Genomic DNA, 19,369 nt, shown 5'->3' on the forward strand with positions numbered 1-19,369 from the left:
TTTTCGTCTGAATGCTGGGCAAAAAGCACAAAATCCAGACAAAACAAAACGGCCCGCAGGCCGTTTTTCATAAAATCTTTAGCAACATACTGGAAAAGCGCTGACGGTTGCAAATGCGTTTTTACGCGATGCTTCCTGCTCCACGACAGGGAGGAGAGGCAAAAATGGTATCCTGCAACCCTTCCCATTCCTTAATAGTGTAAGTATGCAGAGCCAGCGCATGAACGGTAGTAGAGAGTTCCTCCGCTAAAGTACTGTAAATCATTCGATGACGATTCAGAAAACGTTCACCCGTAAAACGATCGCTGACCAGCACAACTTTAAAATGGCTTTCAGAGCCGGCTGGGACATTGTGACGATAGCTTTCATCCACAACTTCGAGGAATACGGGTTGGAACGCCGTCCTTAATTTTTCTTCTATCCGCTCACGTATCATCATGAAATATCTCCTCCGACAACGCTGAGATGTCACCCATCCCTTTAAATACTAGCCGCTTTTACCGTTACCATTACAGCTTAGCAACAAATATTTAGCTTTCGTCCCAGTTTTTCAGTCAACCGTATGAAGTTTACTGATTTAAAGATTAATTCGCAGGCTGCGCACGAGTGATTCTTTTACTCACGGTGATTATTTCGTCAACACGATGAATTTACATGCCTTACCCACTTCCCCTCGTCGTTGGCAATGTTATGATGGCGAGAATTTTTTACCAAACACGCTTACCAGTCTCTGAGAGCCAGAACATGTTCAAAAAAATCCTCTTCCCATTAGTTGCTCTGTTTATGCTTGCAGGATGCGCAACACCACCAACGACGATTGACGTTTCCCCAACGATGACGCTGCCGCAGCAGGATCCAAGCCTGATGGGCGTCACCGTTAGCATTAATGGTGCCGATCAACGTACCGATCAGGCGCTGGCGAAAGTGACCCGCGATAATCAGATTGTCACCCTGACCGCCTCTCGCGATTTGCGTTTCCTGCTGCAAGAAGTGCTGGAAAAACAAATGACCGCGCGTGGTTACATGGTCGGCCCAAATGGTCCGGTTAATCTGCAAATCATCGTTAGCCAACTGTATGCTGACGTGTCCCAGGGTAACGTGCGTTACAACATCGCCACTAAAGCAGATATCGCCATCATCGCCACCGCGCAGAATGGCAACAAGATGACCAAAAACTATCGTGCCAGCTACAACGTTGAAGGCGCTTTTCAGGCTTCCAACAAAAATATCGCCGATGCGGTTAACAGTGTGCTGACCGACACCATTGCTGACATGTCTCAGGACACCAGCATTCACGAATTCATCAAGCAGAACGCGCGTTAATTTCTGCCCTCTGGCCCGGTGCAAGCCGGGCCTGTAGACGCCCATGTCCAGTCAATATTTACGTATTTTCCAACAGCCGCGTTCAGCCATTTTGCTGATCCTGGGGTTTGCTTCTGGGCTACCGCTAGCCCTGACATCCGGCACGTTACAGGCGTGGATGACCGTTGAGAATATCGATCTTAAAACCATCGGTTTCTTCTCTCTGGTAGGCCAGGCTTATGTATTTAAATTTCTCTGGTCCCCGCTGATGGACCGCTACACCCCACCGTTCCTCGGACGTCGGCGCGGTTGGCTGCTCGCGACACAAACTCTATTGTTGCTGTCCATTGCGGCGATGGGTTTTCTCGAACCTGGCACCCAATTACGCTGGATGGCAGCTCTGGCGGTGGTGATCGCTTTTTGCTCCGCCTCCCAGGATATCGTCTTTGATGCCTGGAAAACGGATGTGCTGCCAGCGGAAGAACGCGGCGCAGGTGCGGCAATCAGCGTGCTGGGGTATCGCCTGGGGATGCTGGTATCCGGCGGCCTGGCTTTATGGCTAGCGGATAAATGGCTGGGCTGGCAAGGCATGTACTGGTTGATGGCAGCGCTGTTGATCCCCTGTATTATCGCGACACTGCTTGCACCAGAACCCACCGACACCATTCCTGTACCCAAAACGCTGGAACGGGCCGTTGTAGCACCATTGCGTGATTTCTTTGGCCGCAATAACGCATGGCTGATTCTGCTTTTAATCGTACTGTACAAACTGGGCGATGCTTTCGCCATGAGCCTGACAACCACGTTTTTGATTCGCGGCGTCGGATTTGATGCCGGCGAAGTGGGTGTAGTTAACAAAACGCTCGGTCTACTGGCGACCATCATCGGCGCATTGTTCGGCGGAATTTTGATGCAGCGCCTGTCATTGTTCCGTGCGCTCATGATTTTCGGCCTTTTACAAGGTGCGTCCAACGCCGGTTACTGGCTACTTTCCGTGACTGATAAGCATCTCTACAGCATGGGCGCGGCTGTCTTTTTCGAAAATCTGTGTGGCGGGATGGGAACATCAGCATTTGTGGCGCTATTAATGACCCTGTGTAATAAGTCATTTTCCGCTACCCAGTTCGCCCTGCTCTCGGCGCTTTCTGCTGTAGGACGGGTTTATGTAGGGCCAGTAGCAGGTTGGTTTGTTGAAGCTCACGGCTGGCCGACGTTCTATCTGTTCTCTGTTGCCGCCGCCGTACCTGGGCTTATTTTGCTGCTGGTTTGCCGTCGCACGCTGGAGTACACATGGGTCAATAACGACTTTATCCCTCGTACCGGGTATCCGGCAGGTTATGCCTTTGCCATGTCGACGCTGGCAACGGGCGTCAGTCTGTTAGCCGTGTGGTTACTGCTATTGACGATGGACGCGCTGGATTTGACCCACTTCTCTTTCCTGCCTGCTCTGCTGGAAGTCGGCGTTTTAGTCGCCCTGGGCGGAGTCGTGCTTGGTGGTTTGCTGGATTATCTGGCACTACGAAAAACACATCTGACGTAATCTGTGAATATTATTTAGCTGTAGTAATCACCCGGCGTAATTATTACGGCTAAATAAACATCAGCATCGCTTAATAATATTTGTTCTTTTGTGCGGCTTAGATTTCTAAAATTATTGACGACATTTATAGATTCTATTTTTCTTACACGATTCAGCTAATGACACTTTATTTCCCCTCACCTGAGTTGTCACTTCAATGATAATTATTTGTTAAATAATTGTTTTATTTTGAGATTGGTTATACCAATTGCCCTGCTACCCCCCTTCCGCGCGCCCCTTTCGTTATAACGCCCTTTTGCAACAGCTTCTTAAAACCAACTTGATATGTTTTGCAACATATGTGACCTGGCAGCCAAATCCAAGTAACAGGAATTTAATCATGTTTACAGTAATGTAACCTTCCCGTAAAATGCCCACACACTTTAAACGCCACCAGATCCCGTGGAATTGAGGTCGTTAAATGAGACTCAGGAAATACAATAAAAGTTTGGGATGGTTGTCATTATTTGCAGGCACTGTATTGCTCAGTGGTTGTAATTCTGCGCTGTTAGATCCCAAAGGACAGATTGGTCTGGAGCAACGTTCACTGATACTGACGGCATTTGGCCTGATGTTGATTGTCGTTATTCCCGCAATCTTGATGGCTGTTGGTTTCGCCTGGAAGTACCGTGCGAGCAATAAAGATGCTAAGTACAGCCCGAACTGGTCACACTCCAATAAAGTGGAAGCTGTGGTCTGGACGGTACCTATCTTAATCATCATCTTCCTTGCGGTACTGACCTGGAAAACTACTCACGCTCTTGAGCCTAGCAAGCCGCTGGCACATGACGAGAAGCCCATTACCATCGAAGTGGTTTCCATGGACTGGAAATGGTTCTTCATCTACCCGGAACAGGGAATTGCTACCGTGAATGAAATCGCTTTCCCGGCGAACACTCCGGTGTACTTCAAAGTGACCTCCAACTCCGTGATGAACTCCTTCTTCATTCCGCGTCTGGGTAGCCAGATTTATGCCATGGCCGGTATGCAGACTCGCCTGCATCTGATCGCCAACGAACCCGGTACTTATGACGGTATCTCCGCCAGCTACAGCGGTCCGGGCTTCTCAGGCATGAAGTTCAAAGCTATCGCAACGCCGGATCGCGCCGAATTCGACCAGTGGGTCGCAAAAGCGAAACAGTCGCCGAACAGCATGTCTGACATGGCAGCGTTCGAAAAACTGGCCGCGCCTAGCGAATACAACCAGGTGGAATATTTCTCCAACGTGAAACCAGACTTGTTTGCCGATGTGATTAATAAGTTTATGGCTCACGGTAAGAGCATGGACATGACCCAGCCAGAAGGTGAGCACAGCGCACACGAAGGTATGGAAGGCATGGACATGAGCCACGCGGAATCCGCCCATTAAAGGGGTTGAGGAAGAATAAAGATGTTCGGAAAATTATCACTTGATGCAGTCCCGTACCATGAACCTATCGTCATGGTTACGATCGCTGGCATTATTTTGGGAGGTCTGGCGCTCGTTGGCCTGATCACTTACTTCGGTAAGTGGACCTACCTGTGGAAAGAGTGGCTGACCTCCGTCGACCATAAACGCCTCGGTATCATGTATATCATCGTGGCGATTGTGATGTTGCTGCGTGGTTTTGCTGACGCCATTATGATGCGTAGCCAGCAGGCCCTTGCCTCGGCGGGTGAAGCGGGCTTCCTGCCACCTCACCACTACGATCAGATCTTCACCGCGCACGGCGTGATTATGATCTTCTTCGTGGCGATGCCTTTCGTTATCGGTCTGATGAACCTGGTGGTTCCGCTGCAGATCGGCGCGCGTGACGTTGCGTTCCCGTTCCTCAACAACTTAAGCTTCTGGTTTACCGTTGTTGGTGTGATTCTGGTTAACGTTTCTCTCGGCGTGGGCGAATTTGCGCAGACCGGCTGGCTGGCCTATCCACCACTATCGGGAATAGAGTACAGTCCGGGAGTCGGTGTCGATTACTGGATATGGAGTCTCCAGCTATCCGGTATAGGTACGACGCTAACCGGTATCAACTTCTTCGTTACCATTCTGAAGATGCGTGCACCGGGCATGACCATGTTTAAGATGCCGGTATTTACTTGGGCATCACTGTGCGCAAACATTCTGATTATTGCTTCCTTCCCAATTCTGACGGTTACCGTCGCGTTGTTGACCCTGGATCGCTATCTGGGCACCCATTTCTTTACCAACGATATGGGTGGCAACATGATGATGTACATCAACCTGATTTGGGCCTGGGGCCATCCGGAAGTTTACATCCTGATCCTGCCTGTTTTCGGTGTGTTCTCCGAAATTGCGGCAACCTTCTCGCGTAAACGCCTGTTTGGTTATACCTCGCTGGTATGGGCAACCGTCTGTATCACCGTGCTGTCGTTCATCGTCTGGCTGCACCACTTCTTTACGATGGGTGCGGGCGCGAACGTAAACGCCTTCTTTGGTATCACCACCATGATTATCGCCATCCCGACCGGGGTGAAGATCTTCAACTGGCTGTTCACCATGTATCAGGGCCGTATCGTGTTCCATTCTGCGATGCTGTGGACCATCGGCTTTATCGTCACCTTCTCGGTGGGCGGTATGACGGGTGTGCTGCTGGCAGTACCGGGCGCGGACTTCGTTCTGCATAACAGCCTGTTCCTGATTGCGCACTTCCATAACGTTATCATCGGCGGCGTGGTCTTCGGCTGCTTCGCAGGGATGACCTACTGGTGGCCTAAAGCGTTCGGTTTCAAACTGAACGAAACCTGGGGTAAACGCGCGTTCTGGTTCTGGATCATCGGCTTCTTCGTTGCCTTTATGCCGCTGTATGCGCTGGGCTTCATGGGTATGACTCGTCGTTTGAGCCAGCAGATTGACCCGCAGTTCCACACCATGCTGATGATTGCAGCCAGCGGTGCAGTACTGATTGCGCTGGGTATTCTCTGCCTCGTTATTCAGATGTACGTTTCTATTCGTGACCGCGACCAGAACCGTGACCTGACTGGCGACCCGTGGGGTGGCCGTACGCTGGAGTGGGCAACCTCTTCCCCGCCTCCGTTCTATAACTTTGCCATTGTGCCGCACGTTCACGAGCGTGATGCATTCTGGGAAATGAAAGAGAAAGGCGAAGCGTACAAACAGCCTGACCACTATGAAGAAATTCATATGCCGAAAAACAGCGGCGCCGGTATCGTCATTGCGGCTTTCTCCACCATCTTCGGTTTCGCCATGATCTGGCATATCTGGTGGCTGGCGATTGTTGGCTTCGCAGGCATGATCATCACCTGGATCGTGAAAAGCTTCGACGAGGACGTGGATTACTACGTGCCGGTGGCAGAAATCGAAAAACTGGAAAACCAGCATTTCGATGAGATTACTAAGGCAGGGCTGAAAAATGGCAACTGATACTTTGACGCACGCGACTGCCCACGCGCACGAACACGGGCACCACGATGCAGGCGGAACCAAAATCTTCGGATTTTGGATCTACCTGATGAGCGACTGCATTCTGTTCTCTATTTTGTTTGCTACCTATGCCGTTCTGGTGAACGGCACCGCAGGCGGCCCGACAGGTAAGGACATTTTCGAACTGCCGTTCGTTCTGGTTGAAACTTTCTTGCTGTTGTTCAGCTCCATCACCTACGGCATGGCGGCTATCGCCATGTACAAAAACAACAAAAGCCAGGTTATCTCCTGGCTGGCGTTGACCTGGTTGTTTGGTGCCGGATTTATCGGGATGGAACTCTATGAATTCCATCACCTGATTGTTAACGGCATGGGCCCGGATCGCAGCGGCTTCCTGTCAGCGTTCTTTGCGCTGGTTGGTACCCACGGTCTGCACGTCACTTCCGGCCTTATCTGGATGGCGGTGCTGATGGTGCAAATCGCCCGTCGCGGCCTGACCAGCACTAACCGTACCCGCATCATGTGCCTGAGCTTGTTCTGGCACTTCCTGGATGTGGTTTGGATCTGTGTGTTCACTGTTGTTTATCTGATGGGGGCGATGTAATGAGTCATTCTAACGAACATAGCGGCGCATCCCATGGCAGCGTAAAAACCTACATGACAGGCTTTATCCTGTCGGTAATCCTGACGGTGATTCCGTTCTGGATGGTAATGACAGGAGCTGCCTCTCCGGCCGTAATTCTGGGAACAATCCTGGCAATGGCAGTGGTACAGGTTCTGGTGCATCTGGTGTGCTTCCTGCACATGAATACCAAATCAGATGAAGGCTGGAACATGACGGCGTTTGTCTTCACCGTGCTAATCATCGCTATCCTGGTTGTAGGCTCCATCTGGATTATGTGGAACCTCAACTACAACATGATGATGCACTAAGAGCGGCGGTTATGATGTTTAAGCAATACCTGCAAGTAACGAAACCAGGCATCATCTTTGGCAACCTGATCTCGGTGATTGGGGGATTCCTGTTGGCCTCAAAGGGCAGCATTGATTATCCCCTGTTTATCTACACGCTGGTTGGGGTGTCACTGGTTGTGGCGTCGGGTTGTGTGTTTAACAACTACATCGACAGGGATATCGACAGAAAGATGGAAAGGACGAAGAATCGGGTGCTGGTTAAAGGCCTGATCTCTCCTGCTGTCTCGCTGGTGTACGCCACCTTGCTGGGTATTGCTGGCTTTATGCTGCTGTGGTTTGGCGCGAATCCGCTGGCCTGCTGGCTGGGGGTGATGGGCTTCGTGGTTTATGTCGGCGTTTATAGCCTGTACATGAAACGCCACTCAGTCTACGGCACGTTGATTGGTTCGCTCTCCGGCGCTGCGCCGCCGGTGATTGGCTACTGTGCGGTAACCGGCGAGTTCGATAGCGGCGCAGCGATCCTGCTGGCTATCTTCAGCCTATGGCAGATGCCTCACTCCTATGCCATCGCCATTTTCCGCTTTAAGGATTATCAGGCGGCAAACATTCCGGTACTGCCGGTGGTAAAAGGCATTTCGGTAGCGAAGAACCACATTACGCTGTATATCATCGCCTTTGCCGTTGCCACGCTGATGCTCTCTCTTGGCGGTTACGCTGGGTATAAATATCTGGTGGTCGCCGCAGCGGTTAGCGTCTGGTGGTTAGGCATGGCCCTACGCGGTTATAAAGTCGCTGATGACAGAATCTGGGCGCGTAAGCTGTTCGGCTTCTCTATCATCGCCATCACCGCCCTCTCGGTAATGATGTCCGTTGATTTTATGGTGCCGGACTCGCATACGCTGCTGGCGTCTGTTTGGTAAATCTTATCGTCATCAAAAAACCCGCTTACTCTGGCGGGTTTTTTATTGCCCCCACTTTTAGCAGATCCACTTCTTTACCCTTTATCGTTGCCGTTGCGGCAATAATGCGAGTCTTCACCTGTGAACACATTTTCGACTCAAAATCGGATCTATAAAGAAGAAGCAATGAATTGCTGCTAAACGAACCGATTATGTAATCAGTAAAGTTAATATTCAGCCGGTTTAAGCCGAAAGGCTTGAAACCAACCGTTTGGATAATTTCTTTACCAGACGGACTCTTAATGTTGTACGTAACACGAAGATTGGCCACTTCGCCTAATTTATTGGTTTCGGCAAAGAGACTGTCCATACAGGAAAAGCTCTCATCTAAAAAATTATCCCGCATTCCAGAATGGGTAATTGTGATGGCTGGCAACATATCATCAACCGTTTTTCTGTCAATCATGTCTTTTCGACAGGCGGCAAGAAAGTTCTGCGGGCCACCATAAATGTGGACACCCTTATCAAGATATTCCTTCGCTTTCTTACAATCTACCTCAACATACTGACCATTGGCGTACATCATGCCCAATCTGGACCATGCTAAATTTATACCGTGTTGCGCGGCCTGATTAAATAACACATACGCTTTGGCATAATCCACCCGCACCTGCTCACCGTCGTAGTAGATATCCCCCAGCGCTAACGGAGCTTCTCTGTCACCTTGTTTAGCGGCTAACTCGAACCATTTAATGGCTTCCTGAACGTTGGGTTTCGTATCGTAGCGGGGCTGATGATATTCCCAGCCTAACAGGCTTTGCGCGTCGACATCCCCCGACTCAGCCATTTTATGTAGTGTACTTATAACATCGGGGGCTGGCTTTTTACTGTATATGCTGTCATACAATTCATGCGCTTTCTCGCTTGCCACCACGCCTGGTGGAACTATCAGCATTAAAGAAAATAATATTCTTTTAGGCAACATAAAATATCCCTTATTTATCTTGCACCTGAATATGCTCTTCTTTTAACAAGTCGCGTTGTTTCCCATTCAGTATCGTCGTCGCAGATTTAACAGAATAAGTTAAATCATGAAAATCGCATAAATTACGATTATAAACTGGGATATCTATATAGGTCTGTCTTATATGAGTGGAGTTATTATACATATCCACGCCAAGTGTATTTAGACTAAAAGGCGGTACGACAATGGTATATTCTTCACTGATTCCTTCACTTCCCTTTAGCTCAAGCGTCAACTGCAAATTAGTTACACCACTGATTTTATCAGCATTAATTTTAATACTGACATCGCATATTTTTGGTTTTTCATTTGCGTTAAAACCATAGGTCCCGTAATGTTTTAACGTGAGATAAGGTAAAATATCACCCTGTGTTTCTCGGATTTTCTGATCTTGATTACAACGGTTTAAATATTCATCCTTACTGAATTTCAATGAATATTTCCCCGCACCTTTTTCGTAATAATCCCAGGCCTTATCACAATCAAGCCTTTCACCTAATCCGTTGTAATACATCCAACTTAACCACAATGCGGCTTTTTTTGCCCCTTGCTGTTCAGCCTTGTTAAAAAGCACGCTCGCTTTAGAATAATCAACTTCGCCGGTCAACCCAGAATAGTATATATTCCCCAGGGCTACTAATGCTTTTTCGTCATTCTTATTTGCAGCTAATTCGTACCATTTTTTGGCTTCGACAGCATCAATCTTTAAACCAGCACTGCCATTTTCGTAGGCATCGCCCATGGTATACTGCGCCATCGGATAACCTTTTTCTGCCGCAGTGCGAAACCATTGCAGTGCTTTCTTTTTGGTGTCTAAAGAACGTCTATCATCAGAAGGTGAAAAATCATCGAGATAAAGATTTCCGACAATATAATCCATTTTTGGGTCGTCTTCCTGCGCCCATAGAGTCGCCAGACGCAAAATTTCTGGTTTACTGAAACCAATTCGCCCCCAAAAAAGCAAATCATTCTCGGGTGCCTGACCGACATAACGACTGACAAATTCAATTAAACTCGCCCGTTTCGTTTTGTCTGTCTCGGCCCCGGATTTCAATTCATAGGCCTGATTGATTATTTTATTCATCAAATCAGGAGAAATATTAAGATCGTCAGTTTTCGACTTACTGGCATACATCTGTGCTCGTGTCACGTCCAGGGTTACGCCTTTACCATATTGAAAGAAATAACGTGCATTATAACAACCGTATTCGCCCCCCTGGTTACAGGCTTTCTCATACCACTGAATCGCCTTTGGGATGTCAACAGATACTGTCACTCCGTGTTCATAAATAAATCCCAGTAGCACTAGCGCCTGCGTGTTATTGGAGTCAGCTAATTTTTGCAGTTCTTTTAACGCCGTCTCATCTTTATTGACAATACGTTCACACAGTTGATCAATATCTGTTGAAGCATGACAAAAAGAAGCCAGAGATAAACCCAATGATAATAAAATAACTTTACCAGACCACATATATAACCCCTTATTATACCTAACCACCAAACATCCACTTCATGAATAAATACACTGCCATAACGGCTCAGGTAATAAGCAAGCATTTAAGCTGAAACATCATAATCAGTGCCTCCTACGCCTCTATTTATTGAGTTAAAATAACATCATCCTTTGATAAAAAGTTACATGCCACTCAATAAAGCCAAAAATAATGTCATTGCCTGGAGGATAAAATCATGTGAGCTTTTCATTTGTTATATTTAACGCACAAAGTATTAATGGCAAGAATACGAAAGAAGCTCATACCTGACGTAAAAACCACTCTCTTATGTAATATTTACTCATTAACACTCTGTTTACCCAACATGCGCTCCGCACTACACTATGTGGGCAATTTTTTAAGAGGTGGTAATGAACGATTATAAAATGACGCCAGGTGAGCGGCGCGCGACCTGGGGTTTAGGGACCGTATTTTCATTGCGCATGCTGGGCATGTTTATGGTACTGCCGGTTCTGACTACGTACGGTATGGCACTGCAAGGGGCCAGCGAAGCGTTAATCGGTATTGCCATTGGTATTTATGGTTTGACCCAGGCCGTTTTTCAGATTCCGTTTGGCCTGCTTTCCGACCGCATTGGTCGCAAACCATTAATTGTCGGCGGACTGGCAGTGTTTGCTGCCGGTAGCGTTATTGCTGCGCTCTCTGACTCCATCTGGGGAATTATTCTGGGTCGGGCGCTACAAGGTTCCGGCGCCATAGCCGCAGCCGTTATGGCGTTGCTTTCCGATCTCACTCGCGAACAAAATCGCACCAAAGCGATGGCGTTTATTGGCGTGAGCTTCGGCATTACCTTCGCCATTGCGATGGTGCTTGGCCCGATCATTACTCACAAACTTGGGCTGCACGCGCTGTTCTGGATGATCGCTATTCTGGCAACGATCGGCATTGCGTTGACCATTTGGGTTGTACCTAACAGCAGCACGCACGTACTCAACCGTGAATCCGGGATGGTGAAAGGCAGTTTCAGCAAAGTGCTGGCAGAACCGCGGCTGCTGAAACTCAACCTTGGCATTATGTGTCTGCACATGCTGCTGATGTCGACGTTTGTTGCCCTGCCAGGGCAACTGGCTGATGCGGGTTTCCCGGCGGCTGAACACTGGAAGGTCTATCTGGCAACGATGTTAATCGCCTTTGGCTCTGTCGTGCCTTTCATTATCTACGCTGAAGTTAAGCGCAAAATGAAGCAAGTCTTTGTCTTCTGCGTCGGGTTGATCGTGGTTGCGGAATTTGTGTTGTGGAGCGCACAAACGCAGTTCTGGCAACTGGTGGTCGGCGTGCAGCTTTTCTTTGTGGCGTTTAATTTGATGGAAGCCCTTCTGCCCTCACTTATCAGTAAAGAGTCGCCAGCTGGTTACAAAGGTACGGCGATGGGTGTTTACTCCACCAGCCAGTTTCTTGGCGTGGCGATTGGCGGTGCGCTGGGCGGCTGGATTGACGGCATGTTTGACGGTCAGGGCGTATTTCTCGCTGGCGCAATGCTGGCAGCAGTGTGGCTGGCAGTCGCCGGTACCATGAAAGAACCGCCGTATGTTAGCAGTTTGCGCATTGAAATCCCGGCGGACATTGCCGCAAACGAGGCGTTAAAAGTGCGTTTACTGGAAACCGCAGGCGTCAAAGAAGTGTTGATTGCAGAAGAAGAACATTCAGCTTATGTGAAAATCGACAGCAAAGTGACGAATCGCTTTGAGGTTGAACAGGCAATTCGTCAGGCATAAAAAACGAGGCGAATTGCCTGCTGCGCTACGCTTATCAGGCCTACAAAGCTTCTGAGTTACAAACCTTTGTAGGCCGAATTAGGCGTTCATGCCGCATCTGACATGAACAAAGCGCATGTTGTCGCGATTAATCGCGGAAGTTTTTGAACTGGAACGGCTGACCGAGATCGCCACCGCGTACCATCGCCATGACAGCCTGCAAATCATCACGAGATTTACCCGTTACGCGGATCTCATCGCCCTGAATTTGCGCCTGCACTTTCAGTTTGCTGTCTTTGATCATCTTGACGATTTTCTTCTGGGTCGCGCTCTCAATGCCCTGTTTCAGTTTCGCTTCCACAAACCAGGTTTTACCGCTATGAACGATATTTTCCGGTACATCCAGCGAACTGCCTTCAATGCCGCGCTTCAGCAGCTTGGCACGCAGAATATCCAGCAACTGATTGACCTGGAAATCGGACTCGCTCAACACTTTGATGGTTTTGCTGGCGTCGTTCAGCTCAAATGAGGCTTCAACGTTACGGAAGTCAAAACGGGACTCCACTTCGCGGCTCGCGTTATCGACCGCGTTACGCGCTTCCTGAAGATCAACTTCAGAAACAATATCGAAAGATGGCATCTTTTCCTCTCCCTTCATTTTTGATGCGAAGCATAATACCTGCAAAGTTAAATAACCAACAGTCCTGCACCAGGACGTATCCCTTAATTGTGCATAGTCGCAACAGCATGCACAATTAAGGGATAGCCTTATTGAACACCCGGAGTGGTTGCGGGTGAGGAGGAACAATGAAAATTACCGTATTGGGATGCGGTGCCTTAGGGCAATTATGGCTTACAGCACTTTGCAAACAGGGTCACGAAGTTCAGGGCTGGCTGCGCGTACCGCAACCTTATTGTAGCGTGAATCTGGTTGAGACTGACGGTTCGATATTTAACGAGTCTCTGACCGCTAACGATCCCGATTTTCTAGCCACCAGCGACCTGTTACTGGTGACGCTGAAAGCCTGGCAGGTTTCCGATGCCGTCAAAAGCCTCGCGTCCACACTGCCTGTAACCACGCCAATACTGTTAATTCACAACGGCATGGGTACCATCGAAGAGTTGCAAAGCATTGAGCAGCCGTTACTGATGGGCACTACCACCCATGCGGCGCGCCGCGACGGAAATGTCATTATTCATGTGGCAAACGGTATCACGCATATTGGTCCGGCACGGCAACAGGACGGCGATTACAGTTATCTGGCGGATATTTTACAAACCGTATTACCTGACGTTGCCTGGCATAACAATATTCGCGCCGAGCTGTGGCGCAAGCTGGCAGTCAACTGTGTGATTAATCCACTAACCGCCATCTGGAATTGCCCGAACGGTGAATTACGTCATCATCCGCAAGAAATTATGCAGATATGCGAAGAAGTCGCGGCAGTGATTGAACGCGAAGGGCATCATACTTCAGCAGAAGATTTGCGTGATTACGTGATGCAGGTGATTGATGCCACAGCGGAAAATATCTCGTCGATGTTGCAGGATATCCACGCGCTGCGCCACACTGAAATCGACTATATCAATGGTTTTCTCTTACGTCGCGCCCGCGCGCATGGGATTGCCGTACCGGAAAACACCCGCCTGTTTGAAATGGTAAAAAGAAAGGAGAGTGAATATGAGCGCATCGGCACTGGTTTGCCTCGCCCCTGGTAGTGAAGAGACTGAAGCCGTCACCACTATCGATCTGCTGGTTCGCGGCGGGATCAAAGTCACCACTGCCAGCGTCGCCAGCGATGGCAACCTGGCAATTACCTGCTCGCGCGGCGTGAAGCTGCTGGCGGATGCGCCGCTGGTCGAAGTTGCCGATGGCGAATATGATGTGATTGTGCTGCCTGGTGGCATTAAAGGCGCGGAATGTTTTCGCGATAGCACCCTGCTGGTTGAAACTGTTAAACAGTTCCACCGTTCCGGGCGTATCGTCGCGGCTATTTGCGCCGCGCCAGCCACCGTGCTGGTGCCGCACGATATCTTCCCGATTGGCAATATGACCGGCTTCCCGACGCTGAAAGATAAAATTCCCGCCGAACAATGGCAGGACAAGCGCGTCGTCTGGGATGCACGGGTAAAATTGCTGACCAGCCAGGGGCCGGGTACAGCTATCGACTTTGGTCTGAAAATTATCGACCTGCTGGTTGGGCGCGAGAAAGCCCATGAAGTGGCATCACAACTGGTGATGGCGGCAGGGATTTATAATTATTACGAGTAGTGTCGGATGCGGTAAACGTCGCATCTGACCAGATGCGACGTAAAAACCACAAATTACGGGCGATACACCTTCACATTGTTAAAGCCCTGCTCGCGCAGATAGAGCGCCTGCAGACGGCTCATCACCCCGCGCTCACACCACAGCAGCCAGGTTTTGTTCTGGTCGAGATCGCCAAATTTGGTGCTCAGTTTATAGAACGGCAGAGAAACCACATCAATCCCTTCGACTTTCAGTGGCTTATCTTCCTGTTCATCGATAGAACGGATATCGAGGATCACGTTGTTCGGACCGAAGCCATTGACGGTTTCCACTTCCACCACTTCCTGCTCGGTCTGCTGGGCGATTTCGCGGATATCAACGTTATTCGCTTCCTCAACCACTTTATCGAGAATGCTGAAGTCGAACTTCTCTTCTTCCGCTTCAATCTTCGATTTAACCGCTTTCACCGTCGGGCTTTTGGAGATCACACCGCAATATTCCGGCATCGTACGGGCAAAATCTTCGGTGCCAATCTGGCGAGCCAGGTTGATGATGTGCTCTTTGTCGTAAGAGATCAGCGGACGCAGGATCAGCGTATCGGAGACGTTATCAATCAGGCGCAGATTGGTCAGCGTCTGGCTGGACACCTGACCCAGTGCTTCGCCGGTGACTAGCGCCTGTACGCCGTAACGTTCAGCCACTTTCGACGCGGCACGCACCATCATACGTTTGAGAATAACACCCATCTGACCGTCGTCGATTTTCTCGAGAATTTCCCCGACGACCGGTTCGAAATTAATAGCGACAAAACGCACGCGGTGGGAGCTGCCAAAGCGGTTCCACAGATAATGCGCCACCTGGCGAACGCCGATTTCATGCGCCGCGCCGCCGAGGTTAAAGAAGCAGTAATGCACACGGCAGCCGCGACGCATCAACATATAGCTGGATACACCGGAGTCGAAACCGCCGGAAATGAGCGACAGTACATCTTCCTGGGTGCCGATCGGGAAACCACCAATACCTTCGTAGCGACCTTTGATCAGCAGGAGACGATCGTCTTCCACTTCCAGATGGACAGTCACTTCCGGATTGGTCAGCTTCACGCGCGCGGATTCAATATGCTGATTTAAACCGCCGCCGACGTAACGTTCCACATCAATCGAACTAAAATCATGCTTACCGCGGCGCTTCACGCGCACGCAGAAGGTTTTGCCTTCCAACTGATCGCGATACTGAACCAACGCTTTCTCGAAAATATCGTGCATGTCGGTAAACGGCACGTCTTCAACTTCGAGAATATGGTGGATACCCGGAATACGGGTCAGGGCGTCGCGAATGGCCAGACGCTGGTTTTCATCTTTCGCGCGAACTTCGATGTTATCCCAGTGGCGGACGACAGCGAGCGTCTCATCATAGTGCTTTAAAACGTTACGAATGTTCCCGGTAAGGATTTTTATAAAGCGCAAGCGCACAGATTGGCTTTTGATGGTGATTTCCGGGAACAATTTAATGATAAACTTCATGGCGGCAATGGTTCGTTGGCAAGTCTTAAGCGACTTGTATAGGGAAAAATACAGCAGCCCACACCTGCGGCTGCATCCAGGCGCGGAAGTATACCACTAACATCGCTTTGCTGCGCACATCACCTTACCATTGCGCGTTATTTGCTATTTGCCCTGAGTCCGTTACCATGACGGGGCGAAAAATATTGAGAGTCAGACATTCATTATGCCGAAGAAAAATGAGGCGCCCGCCAGCTTTGAAAAGGCGCTGAGCGAGCTGGAACAGATTGTAACCCGTCTGGAAAGTGGCGACCTGCCGCTGGAAGAGGCGCTGAACGAGTTCGAACGCGGCGTGCAGCTGGCACGTCAGGGGCAGGCCAAATTACAACAAGCCGAACAACGCGTACAAATTCTGCTGTCTGACAATGAAGACGCCTCTCTAACCCCTTTTACACCGGACAATGAGTAATGGACTTTCCGCAGCAACTCGAAGCCTGCGTTAAGCAGGCCAACCAGGCGCTGAGCCGTTTTATCGCCCCACTGCCCTTTCAGAACACTCCCGTGGTAGAAACCATGCAGTATGGCACATTATTAGGTGGTAAGCGCCTGCGACCTTTCCTGGTTTATGCCACCGGTCAAATGCTCGGCGTAAGTCTGAATACTCTGGACGCACCCGCCGCCGCCGTAGAGTGTATCCACGCTTACTCATTAATTCATGATGATTTACCGGCAATGGATGATGACGATCTGCGTCGCGGCTTGCCGACCTGTCATGTGAAGTTTGGCGAAGCGAACGCGATTCTCGCTGGCGACGCTTTACAAACGCTGGCGTTCTCGATTTTAAGCGATGCCGATATGCCGGAAGTGTCGGACCGCGACAGGATTTCGATGATTTCTGAACTGGCGAGCGCCAGCGGTATTGCCGGAATGTGCGGTGGTCAGGCATTAGATTTAGATGCGGAAGGCAAACACGTACCTCTGGACGCACTCGAGCGTATTCATCGTCATAAAACCGGCGCATTGATTCGCGCCGCCGTTCGCCTTGGTGCATTAAGCGCCGGAGATAAAGGACGTCATGCTCTGCCAGTACTCGACAAGTACGCAGAGAGCATCGGCCTTGCCTTCCAGGTTCAGGATGACATCCTGGATGTGGTGGGAGATACTGCAACGTTGGGAAAACGCCAGGGTGCCGACCAGCAACTTGGTAAAAGTACCTACCCTGCACTTCTGGGTCTTGAGCAAGCCCGGAAGAAAGCCCGGGATCTGATCGACGATGCCCGTCAGTCGCTGAAACAACTGGCTGAACAGTCACTCGATACCTCGGCACTGGAAGCGCTAGCGGACTACATCATCCAGCGTAATAAATAAACAATAAGTATTAATAGGCCCCTGATGAGTTTTGATATTGCCAAATACCCGACCCTGGCACTGGTCGACTCCACCCAGGAGTTACGACTGTTGCCAAAAGAGAGTTTACCGAAACTCTGCGACGAACTGCGCCGCTATTTACTCGACAGCGTGAGCCGTTCCAGCGGGCACTTCGCCTCCGGGCTGGGCACGGTCGAACTGACCGTGGCGCTGCACTATGTCTACAACACCCCGTTTGACCAATTGATTTGGGATGTGGGGCATCAGGCTTATCCGCATAAAATTTTGACCGGACGCCGCGACAAAATCGGCACCATCCGTCAGAAAGGTGGCCTGCATCCGTTCCCGTGGCGCGGCGAAAGCGAATATGACGTTTTAAGCGTCGGGCATTCATCAACCTCCATCAGTGCCGGAATTGGTATTGCGGTTGCTGCCGAGAAAGAAGGCAAAAATCGCCGCACCGTCTGTGTCATTGGCGATGGCGCGATTACCGCTGGCATGGCGTTTGAAGCGATGAATCACGCGGGCGATATCCGTCCTGATATGCTGGTGGTCCTCAACGACAATGAAATGTCGATTTCCGAAAATGTTGGCGCGCTCAACAACCATCTGGCGCAGCTGCTTTCCGGTAAGCTTTACTCTTCGCTGCGCGAAGGCGGGAAAAAAGTTTTCTCTGGCGTGCCGCCAATTAAAGAGCTACTCAAACGTACCGAAGAACATATTAAAGGCATGGTAGTGCCTGGCACATTGTTTGAAGAGCTGGGCTTTAACTACATCGGCCCGGTTGACGGTCACGATGTGCTGGGGCTTATCACCACACTTAAGAACATGCGCGACCTGAAAGGCCCGCAGTTCCTGCATATCATGACCAAAAAAGGTCGTGGTTATGAACCTGCAGAGAAAGACCCAATCACTTTCCACGCCGTGCCTAAATTTGATCCCTCCAGCGGTTGTTTGCCGAAAAGTAGCGGCGGCCTGCCGAGCTATTCAAAAATATTTGGCGACTGGCTGTGCGAAACGGCAGCGAAAGACAACAAGCTGATGGCGATTACTCCGGCGATGCGTGAAGGCTCCGGCATGGTCGAGTTTTCACGTAAATTCCCGGATCGCTACTTCGACGTGGCGATTGCCGAGCAACACGCGGTGACCTTTGCTGCGGGTCTGGCGATTGGTGGATACAAACCCATTGTCGCGATCTACTCCACCTTCCTGCAACGCGCCTATGATCAGGTGCTGCATGACGTGGCAATTCAAAAGCTTCCGGTCCTTTTCGCCATCGACCGTGCGGGCATTGTTGGTGCTGACGGTCAAACCCATCAGGGTGCTTTTGATCTCTCTTACCTGCGCTGCATTCCGGAAATGGTCATTATGACCCCGAGCGATGAAAACGAATGTCGCCAGATGCTCTATACCGGCTATCACTATAACGATGGCCCGTCAGCGGTGCGCTACCCGCGCGGCAACGCGGTCGGCGTGGAGCTGACGCCACTGGAAAAACTGCCAATTGGCAAAGGCATTGTGAAGCGTCGTGGCGAGAAACTGGCGATCCTTAACTTTGGTACGCTGATGCCAGAAGCGGCGAAAGTCGCCGAATCGCTGAACGCTACGCTGGTCGATATGCGTTTTGTGAAGCCGCTTGATGAAGCGTTAATTCTGGAAATGGCCGCCAGCCATGAGGCGCTGGTTACCGTTGAAGAAAACGCCATTATGGGTGGTGCAGGCAGCGGCGTGAACGAAGTGCTAATGGCCCATCGTAAACCAGTACCCGTGCTGAACATTGGCCTGCCGGATTTCTTTATTCCGCAAGGAACTCAGGAAGAAATGCGCGCCGAACTCGGCCTCGATGCCGCCGGTATGGAAGCCAAAATCAAGGTCTGGCTGGCATAATCCCTACTCCACTCCTGCTATGCTTAAGAAATTATTCATGGCAGGAGTGGCA

Annotated in this window: 18 protein-coding genes; 13 read left to right on the forward strand and 5 right to left on the reverse strand. The window is 50.1% G+C overall.

The window, feature by feature from the left end; translation table 11 throughout:
* Positions 1 to 121: 121 nt before the first annotated feature.
* Complete coding sequence (gene bolA, locus D9738_RS12605; protein ID WP_000973459.1) at positions 122 to 439, reverse strand: transcriptional regulator BolA; 318 nt, start codon at positions 437 to 439, stop codon at positions 122 to 124.
* 305 nt (positions 440 to 744) lie between these two features.
* On the opposite strand from bolA, the gene D9738_RS12610 reads away from it, so the two are divergent.
* The 7 genes from D9738_RS12610 to cyoE all read left to right on the forward strand — a co-directional run bounded on the left by D9738_RS12610 (position 745) and on the right by cyoE (position 8,098).
* Positions 745 to 1,323: a lipoprotein gene (locus D9738_RS12610; protein WP_130206262.1), complete on the forward strand. Its 579-nt coding sequence runs from the start codon at positions 745 to 747 to the stop codon at positions 1,321 to 1,323.
* 43 nt (positions 1,324 to 1,366) lie between these two features.
* Positions 1,367 to 2,842: a muropeptide MFS transporter AmpG gene (gene ampG, locus D9738_RS12615; RefSeq protein WP_130260304.1), complete on the forward strand. Its 1,476-nt coding sequence runs from the start codon at positions 1,367 to 1,369 to the stop codon at positions 2,840 to 2,842.
* Positions 2,843 to 3,302: 460 nt separating this feature from the next.
* On the forward strand, positions 3,303 to 4,250 hold the full coding sequence (cyoA, locus tag D9738_RS12620; RefSeq protein ID WP_001239440.1) for a cytochrome o ubiquinol oxidase subunit II: 948 nt from the start codon (positions 3,303 to 3,305) through the stop codon (positions 4,248 to 4,250).
* 21 nt (positions 4,251 to 4,271) lie between these two features.
* Positions 4,272 to 6,263 (forward strand): cytochrome o ubiquinol oxidase subunit I, encoded by a 1,992-nt coding sequence (cyoB, locus tag D9738_RS12625; RefSeq protein WP_130260305.1) that lies wholly within the window; start codon positions 4,272 to 4,274, stop codon positions 6,261 to 6,263.
* Entirely contained in the window at positions 6,253 to 6,867 is a 615-nt protein-coding gene (locus D9738_RS12630) for a cytochrome o ubiquinol oxidase subunit III (protein WP_032328763.1), read from the forward strand. Before cyoB ends, D9738_RS12630 begins: the two co-directional genes overlap by 11 nt.
* Entirely contained in the window at positions 6,867 to 7,196 is a 330-nt protein-coding gene (locus D9738_RS12635; protein WP_130206254.1) for a cytochrome o ubiquinol oxidase subunit IV, read from the forward strand. The genes D9738_RS12630 and D9738_RS12635 overlap by 1 nt, the downstream gene beginning before the upstream one ends.
* An 11-nt stretch (positions 7,197 to 7,207) precedes the next feature.
* The gene (cyoE, locus tag D9738_RS12640) at positions 7,208 to 8,098 is read left to right on the forward strand and encodes a heme o synthase (RefSeq protein ID WP_130206252.1); all 891 of its coding nucleotides are present in this window, start codon (positions 7,208 to 7,210) and stop codon (positions 8,096 to 8,098) included.
* A 25-nt stretch (positions 8,099 to 8,123) separates the two neighbouring features.
* On the opposite strand, the gene D9738_RS12645 is transcribed toward cyoE, so the two are convergent.
* Together D9738_RS12645 and D9738_RS12650 are read right to left on the reverse strand one after the other, a co-directional pair.
* Complete coding sequence (locus D9738_RS12645; protein ID WP_130206250.1) at positions 8,124 to 9,062, reverse strand: tetratricopeptide repeat protein; 939 nt, start codon at positions 9,060 to 9,062, stop codon at positions 8,124 to 8,126.
* Between the two features lie 10 nt (positions 9,063 to 9,072).
* On the reverse strand, positions 9,073 to 10,572 hold the full coding sequence (locus tag D9738_RS12650) for an SEL1-like repeat protein (protein WP_130260306.1): 1,500 nt from the start codon (positions 10,570 to 10,572) through the stop codon (positions 9,073 to 9,075).
* A 393-nt stretch (positions 10,573 to 10,965) separates the two neighbouring features.
* On the opposite strand from D9738_RS12650, the gene D9738_RS12655 reads away from it, so the two are divergent.
* Complete coding sequence (locus D9738_RS12655) at positions 10,966 to 12,330, forward strand: MFS transporter (protein ID WP_130260307.1); 1,365 nt, start codon at positions 10,966 to 10,968, stop codon at positions 12,328 to 12,330.
* A gap of 127 nt (positions 12,331 to 12,457) precedes the next feature.
* On the opposite strand, the gene yajQ is transcribed toward D9738_RS12655, so the two are convergent.
* Positions 12,458 to 12,949: a nucleotide binding protein YajQ gene (gene yajQ / locus D9738_RS12660; protein WP_001138904.1), complete on the reverse strand. Its 492-nt coding sequence runs from the start codon at positions 12,947 to 12,949 to the stop codon at positions 12,458 to 12,460.
* A 167-nt stretch (positions 12,950 to 13,116) separates the two neighbouring features.
* Between yajQ and panE the strand changes: the two genes are divergently transcribed.
* Both panE and yajL read left to right on the forward strand, forming a co-directional pair.
* Positions 13,117 to 14,028 carry a 2-dehydropantoate 2-reductase gene (gene panE, locus D9738_RS12665; protein ID WP_130206244.1) on the forward strand — a complete coding sequence of 304 codons (912 nt, stop codon included), beginning with the start codon at positions 13,117 to 13,119 and terminating at the stop codon, positions 14,026 to 14,028.
* Complete coding sequence (gene yajL / locus D9738_RS12670) at positions 13,991 to 14,581, forward strand: protein deglycase YajL (protein ID WP_001276309.1); 591 nt, start codon at positions 13,991 to 13,993, stop codon at positions 14,579 to 14,581. The genes panE and yajL overlap by 38 nt, the downstream gene beginning before the upstream one ends.
* A 53-nt stretch (positions 14,582 to 14,634) precedes the next feature.
* Here yajL and thiI read toward each other — a convergent pair whose 3' ends face one another.
* The gene (thiI, locus tag D9738_RS12675) at positions 14,635 to 16,083 is read right to left on the reverse strand and encodes a tRNA uracil 4-sulfurtransferase ThiI (protein WP_130260308.1); all 1,449 of its coding nucleotides are present in this window, start codon (positions 16,081 to 16,083) and stop codon (positions 14,635 to 14,637) included.
* A 205-nt stretch (positions 16,084 to 16,288) separates the two neighbouring features.
* Here thiI and xseB point away from each other — a divergent pair, with 205 nt between their 5' ends.
* From xseB to dxs, 3 genes are read left to right on the forward strand one after another with little or no spacing between them, the layout of a single operon-like run.
* The gene (xseB, locus tag D9738_RS12680; RefSeq protein ID WP_001124935.1) at positions 16,289 to 16,531 is read left to right on the forward strand and encodes an exodeoxyribonuclease VII small subunit; all 243 of its coding nucleotides are present in this window, start codon (positions 16,289 to 16,291) and stop codon (positions 16,529 to 16,531) included.
* Positions 16,531 to 17,430: a (2E,6E)-farnesyl diphosphate synthase gene (ispA, locus tag D9738_RS12685; RefSeq protein ID WP_130260309.1), complete on the forward strand. Its 900-nt coding sequence runs from the start codon at positions 16,531 to 16,533 to the stop codon at positions 17,428 to 17,430. Before xseB ends, ispA begins: the two co-directional genes overlap by 1 nt.
* A 24-nt stretch (positions 17,431 to 17,454) precedes the next feature.
* Entirely contained in the window at positions 17,455 to 19,317 is a 1,863-nt protein-coding gene (gene dxs, locus D9738_RS12690; RefSeq protein WP_123178148.1) for a 1-deoxy-D-xylulose-5-phosphate synthase, read from the forward strand.
* The last annotated feature ends 52 nt before the right edge of the window (positions 19,318 to 19,369 follow it).

Source organism: Escherichia sp. E10V5 (assembly GCF_004212315.1).
In the GTDB taxonomy this organism is placed as follows: domain Bacteria; phylum Pseudomonadota; class Gammaproteobacteria; order Enterobacterales; family Enterobacteriaceae; genus Escherichia.

Coding starts and splice junctions, on each gene's coding strand:
- dxs (WP_123178148.1), top strand. CDS start 17,455: ATGAGTTTTGATATTGCCAAATACCCGACCCTGGCACTGGTCGACTCC.
- ispA (WP_130260309.1), top strand. CDS start 16,531: ATGGACTTTCCGCAGCAACTCGAAGCCTGCGTTAAGCAGGCCAACCAG.
- D9738_RS12645 (WP_130206250.1), bottom strand. CDS start 9,062: ATGTTGCCTAAAAGAATATTATTTTCTTTAATGCTGATAGTTCCACCA.
- xseB (WP_001124935.1), top strand. CDS start 16,289: ATGCCGAAGAAAAATGAGGCGCCCGCCAGCTTTGAAAAGGCGCTGAGC.
- D9738_RS12635 (WP_130206254.1), top strand. CDS start 6,867: ATGAGTCATTCTAACGAACATAGCGGCGCATCCCATGGCAGCGTAAAA.
- D9738_RS12630 (WP_032328763.1), top strand. CDS start 6,253: ATGGCAACTGATACTTTGACGCACGCGACTGCCCACGCGCACGAACAC.
- bolA (WP_000973459.1), bottom strand. CDS start 439: ATGATGATACGTGAGCGGATAGAAGAAAAATTAAGGACGGCGTTCCAA.
- yajL (WP_001276309.1), top strand. CDS start 13,991: ATGAGCGCATCGGCACTGGTTTGCCTCGCCCCTGGTAGTGAAGAGACT.
- cyoB (WP_130260305.1), top strand. CDS start 4,272: ATGTTCGGAAAATTATCACTTGATGCAGTCCCGTACCATGAACCTATC.
- yajQ (WP_001138904.1), bottom strand. CDS start 12,949: ATGCCATCTTTCGATATTGTTTCTGAAGTTGATCTTCAGGAAGCGCGT.
- thiI (WP_130260308.1), bottom strand. CDS start 16,083: ATGAAGTTTATCATTAAATTGTTCCCGGAAATCACCATCAAAAGCCAA.
- D9738_RS12610 (WP_130206262.1), top strand. CDS start 745: ATGTTCAAAAAAATCCTCTTCCCATTAGTTGCTCTGTTTATGCTTGCA.
- cyoA (WP_001239440.1), top strand. CDS start 3,303: ATGAGACTCAGGAAATACAATAAAAGTTTGGGATGGTTGTCATTATTT.
- cyoE (WP_130206252.1), top strand. CDS start 7,208: ATGATGTTTAAGCAATACCTGCAAGTAACGAAACCAGGCATCATCTTT.
- panE (WP_130206244.1), top strand. CDS start 13,117: ATGAAAATTACCGTATTGGGATGCGGTGCCTTAGGGCAATTATGGCTT.
- D9738_RS12655 (WP_130260307.1), top strand. CDS start 10,966: ATGAACGATTATAAAATGACGCCAGGTGAGCGGCGCGCGACCTGGGGT.
- ampG (WP_130260304.1), top strand. CDS start 1,367: ATGTCCAGTCAATATTTACGTATTTTCCAACAGCCGCGTTCAGCCATT.
- D9738_RS12650 (WP_130260306.1), bottom strand. CDS start 10,572: ATGTGGTCTGGTAAAGTTATTTTATTATCATTGGGTTTATCTCTGGCT.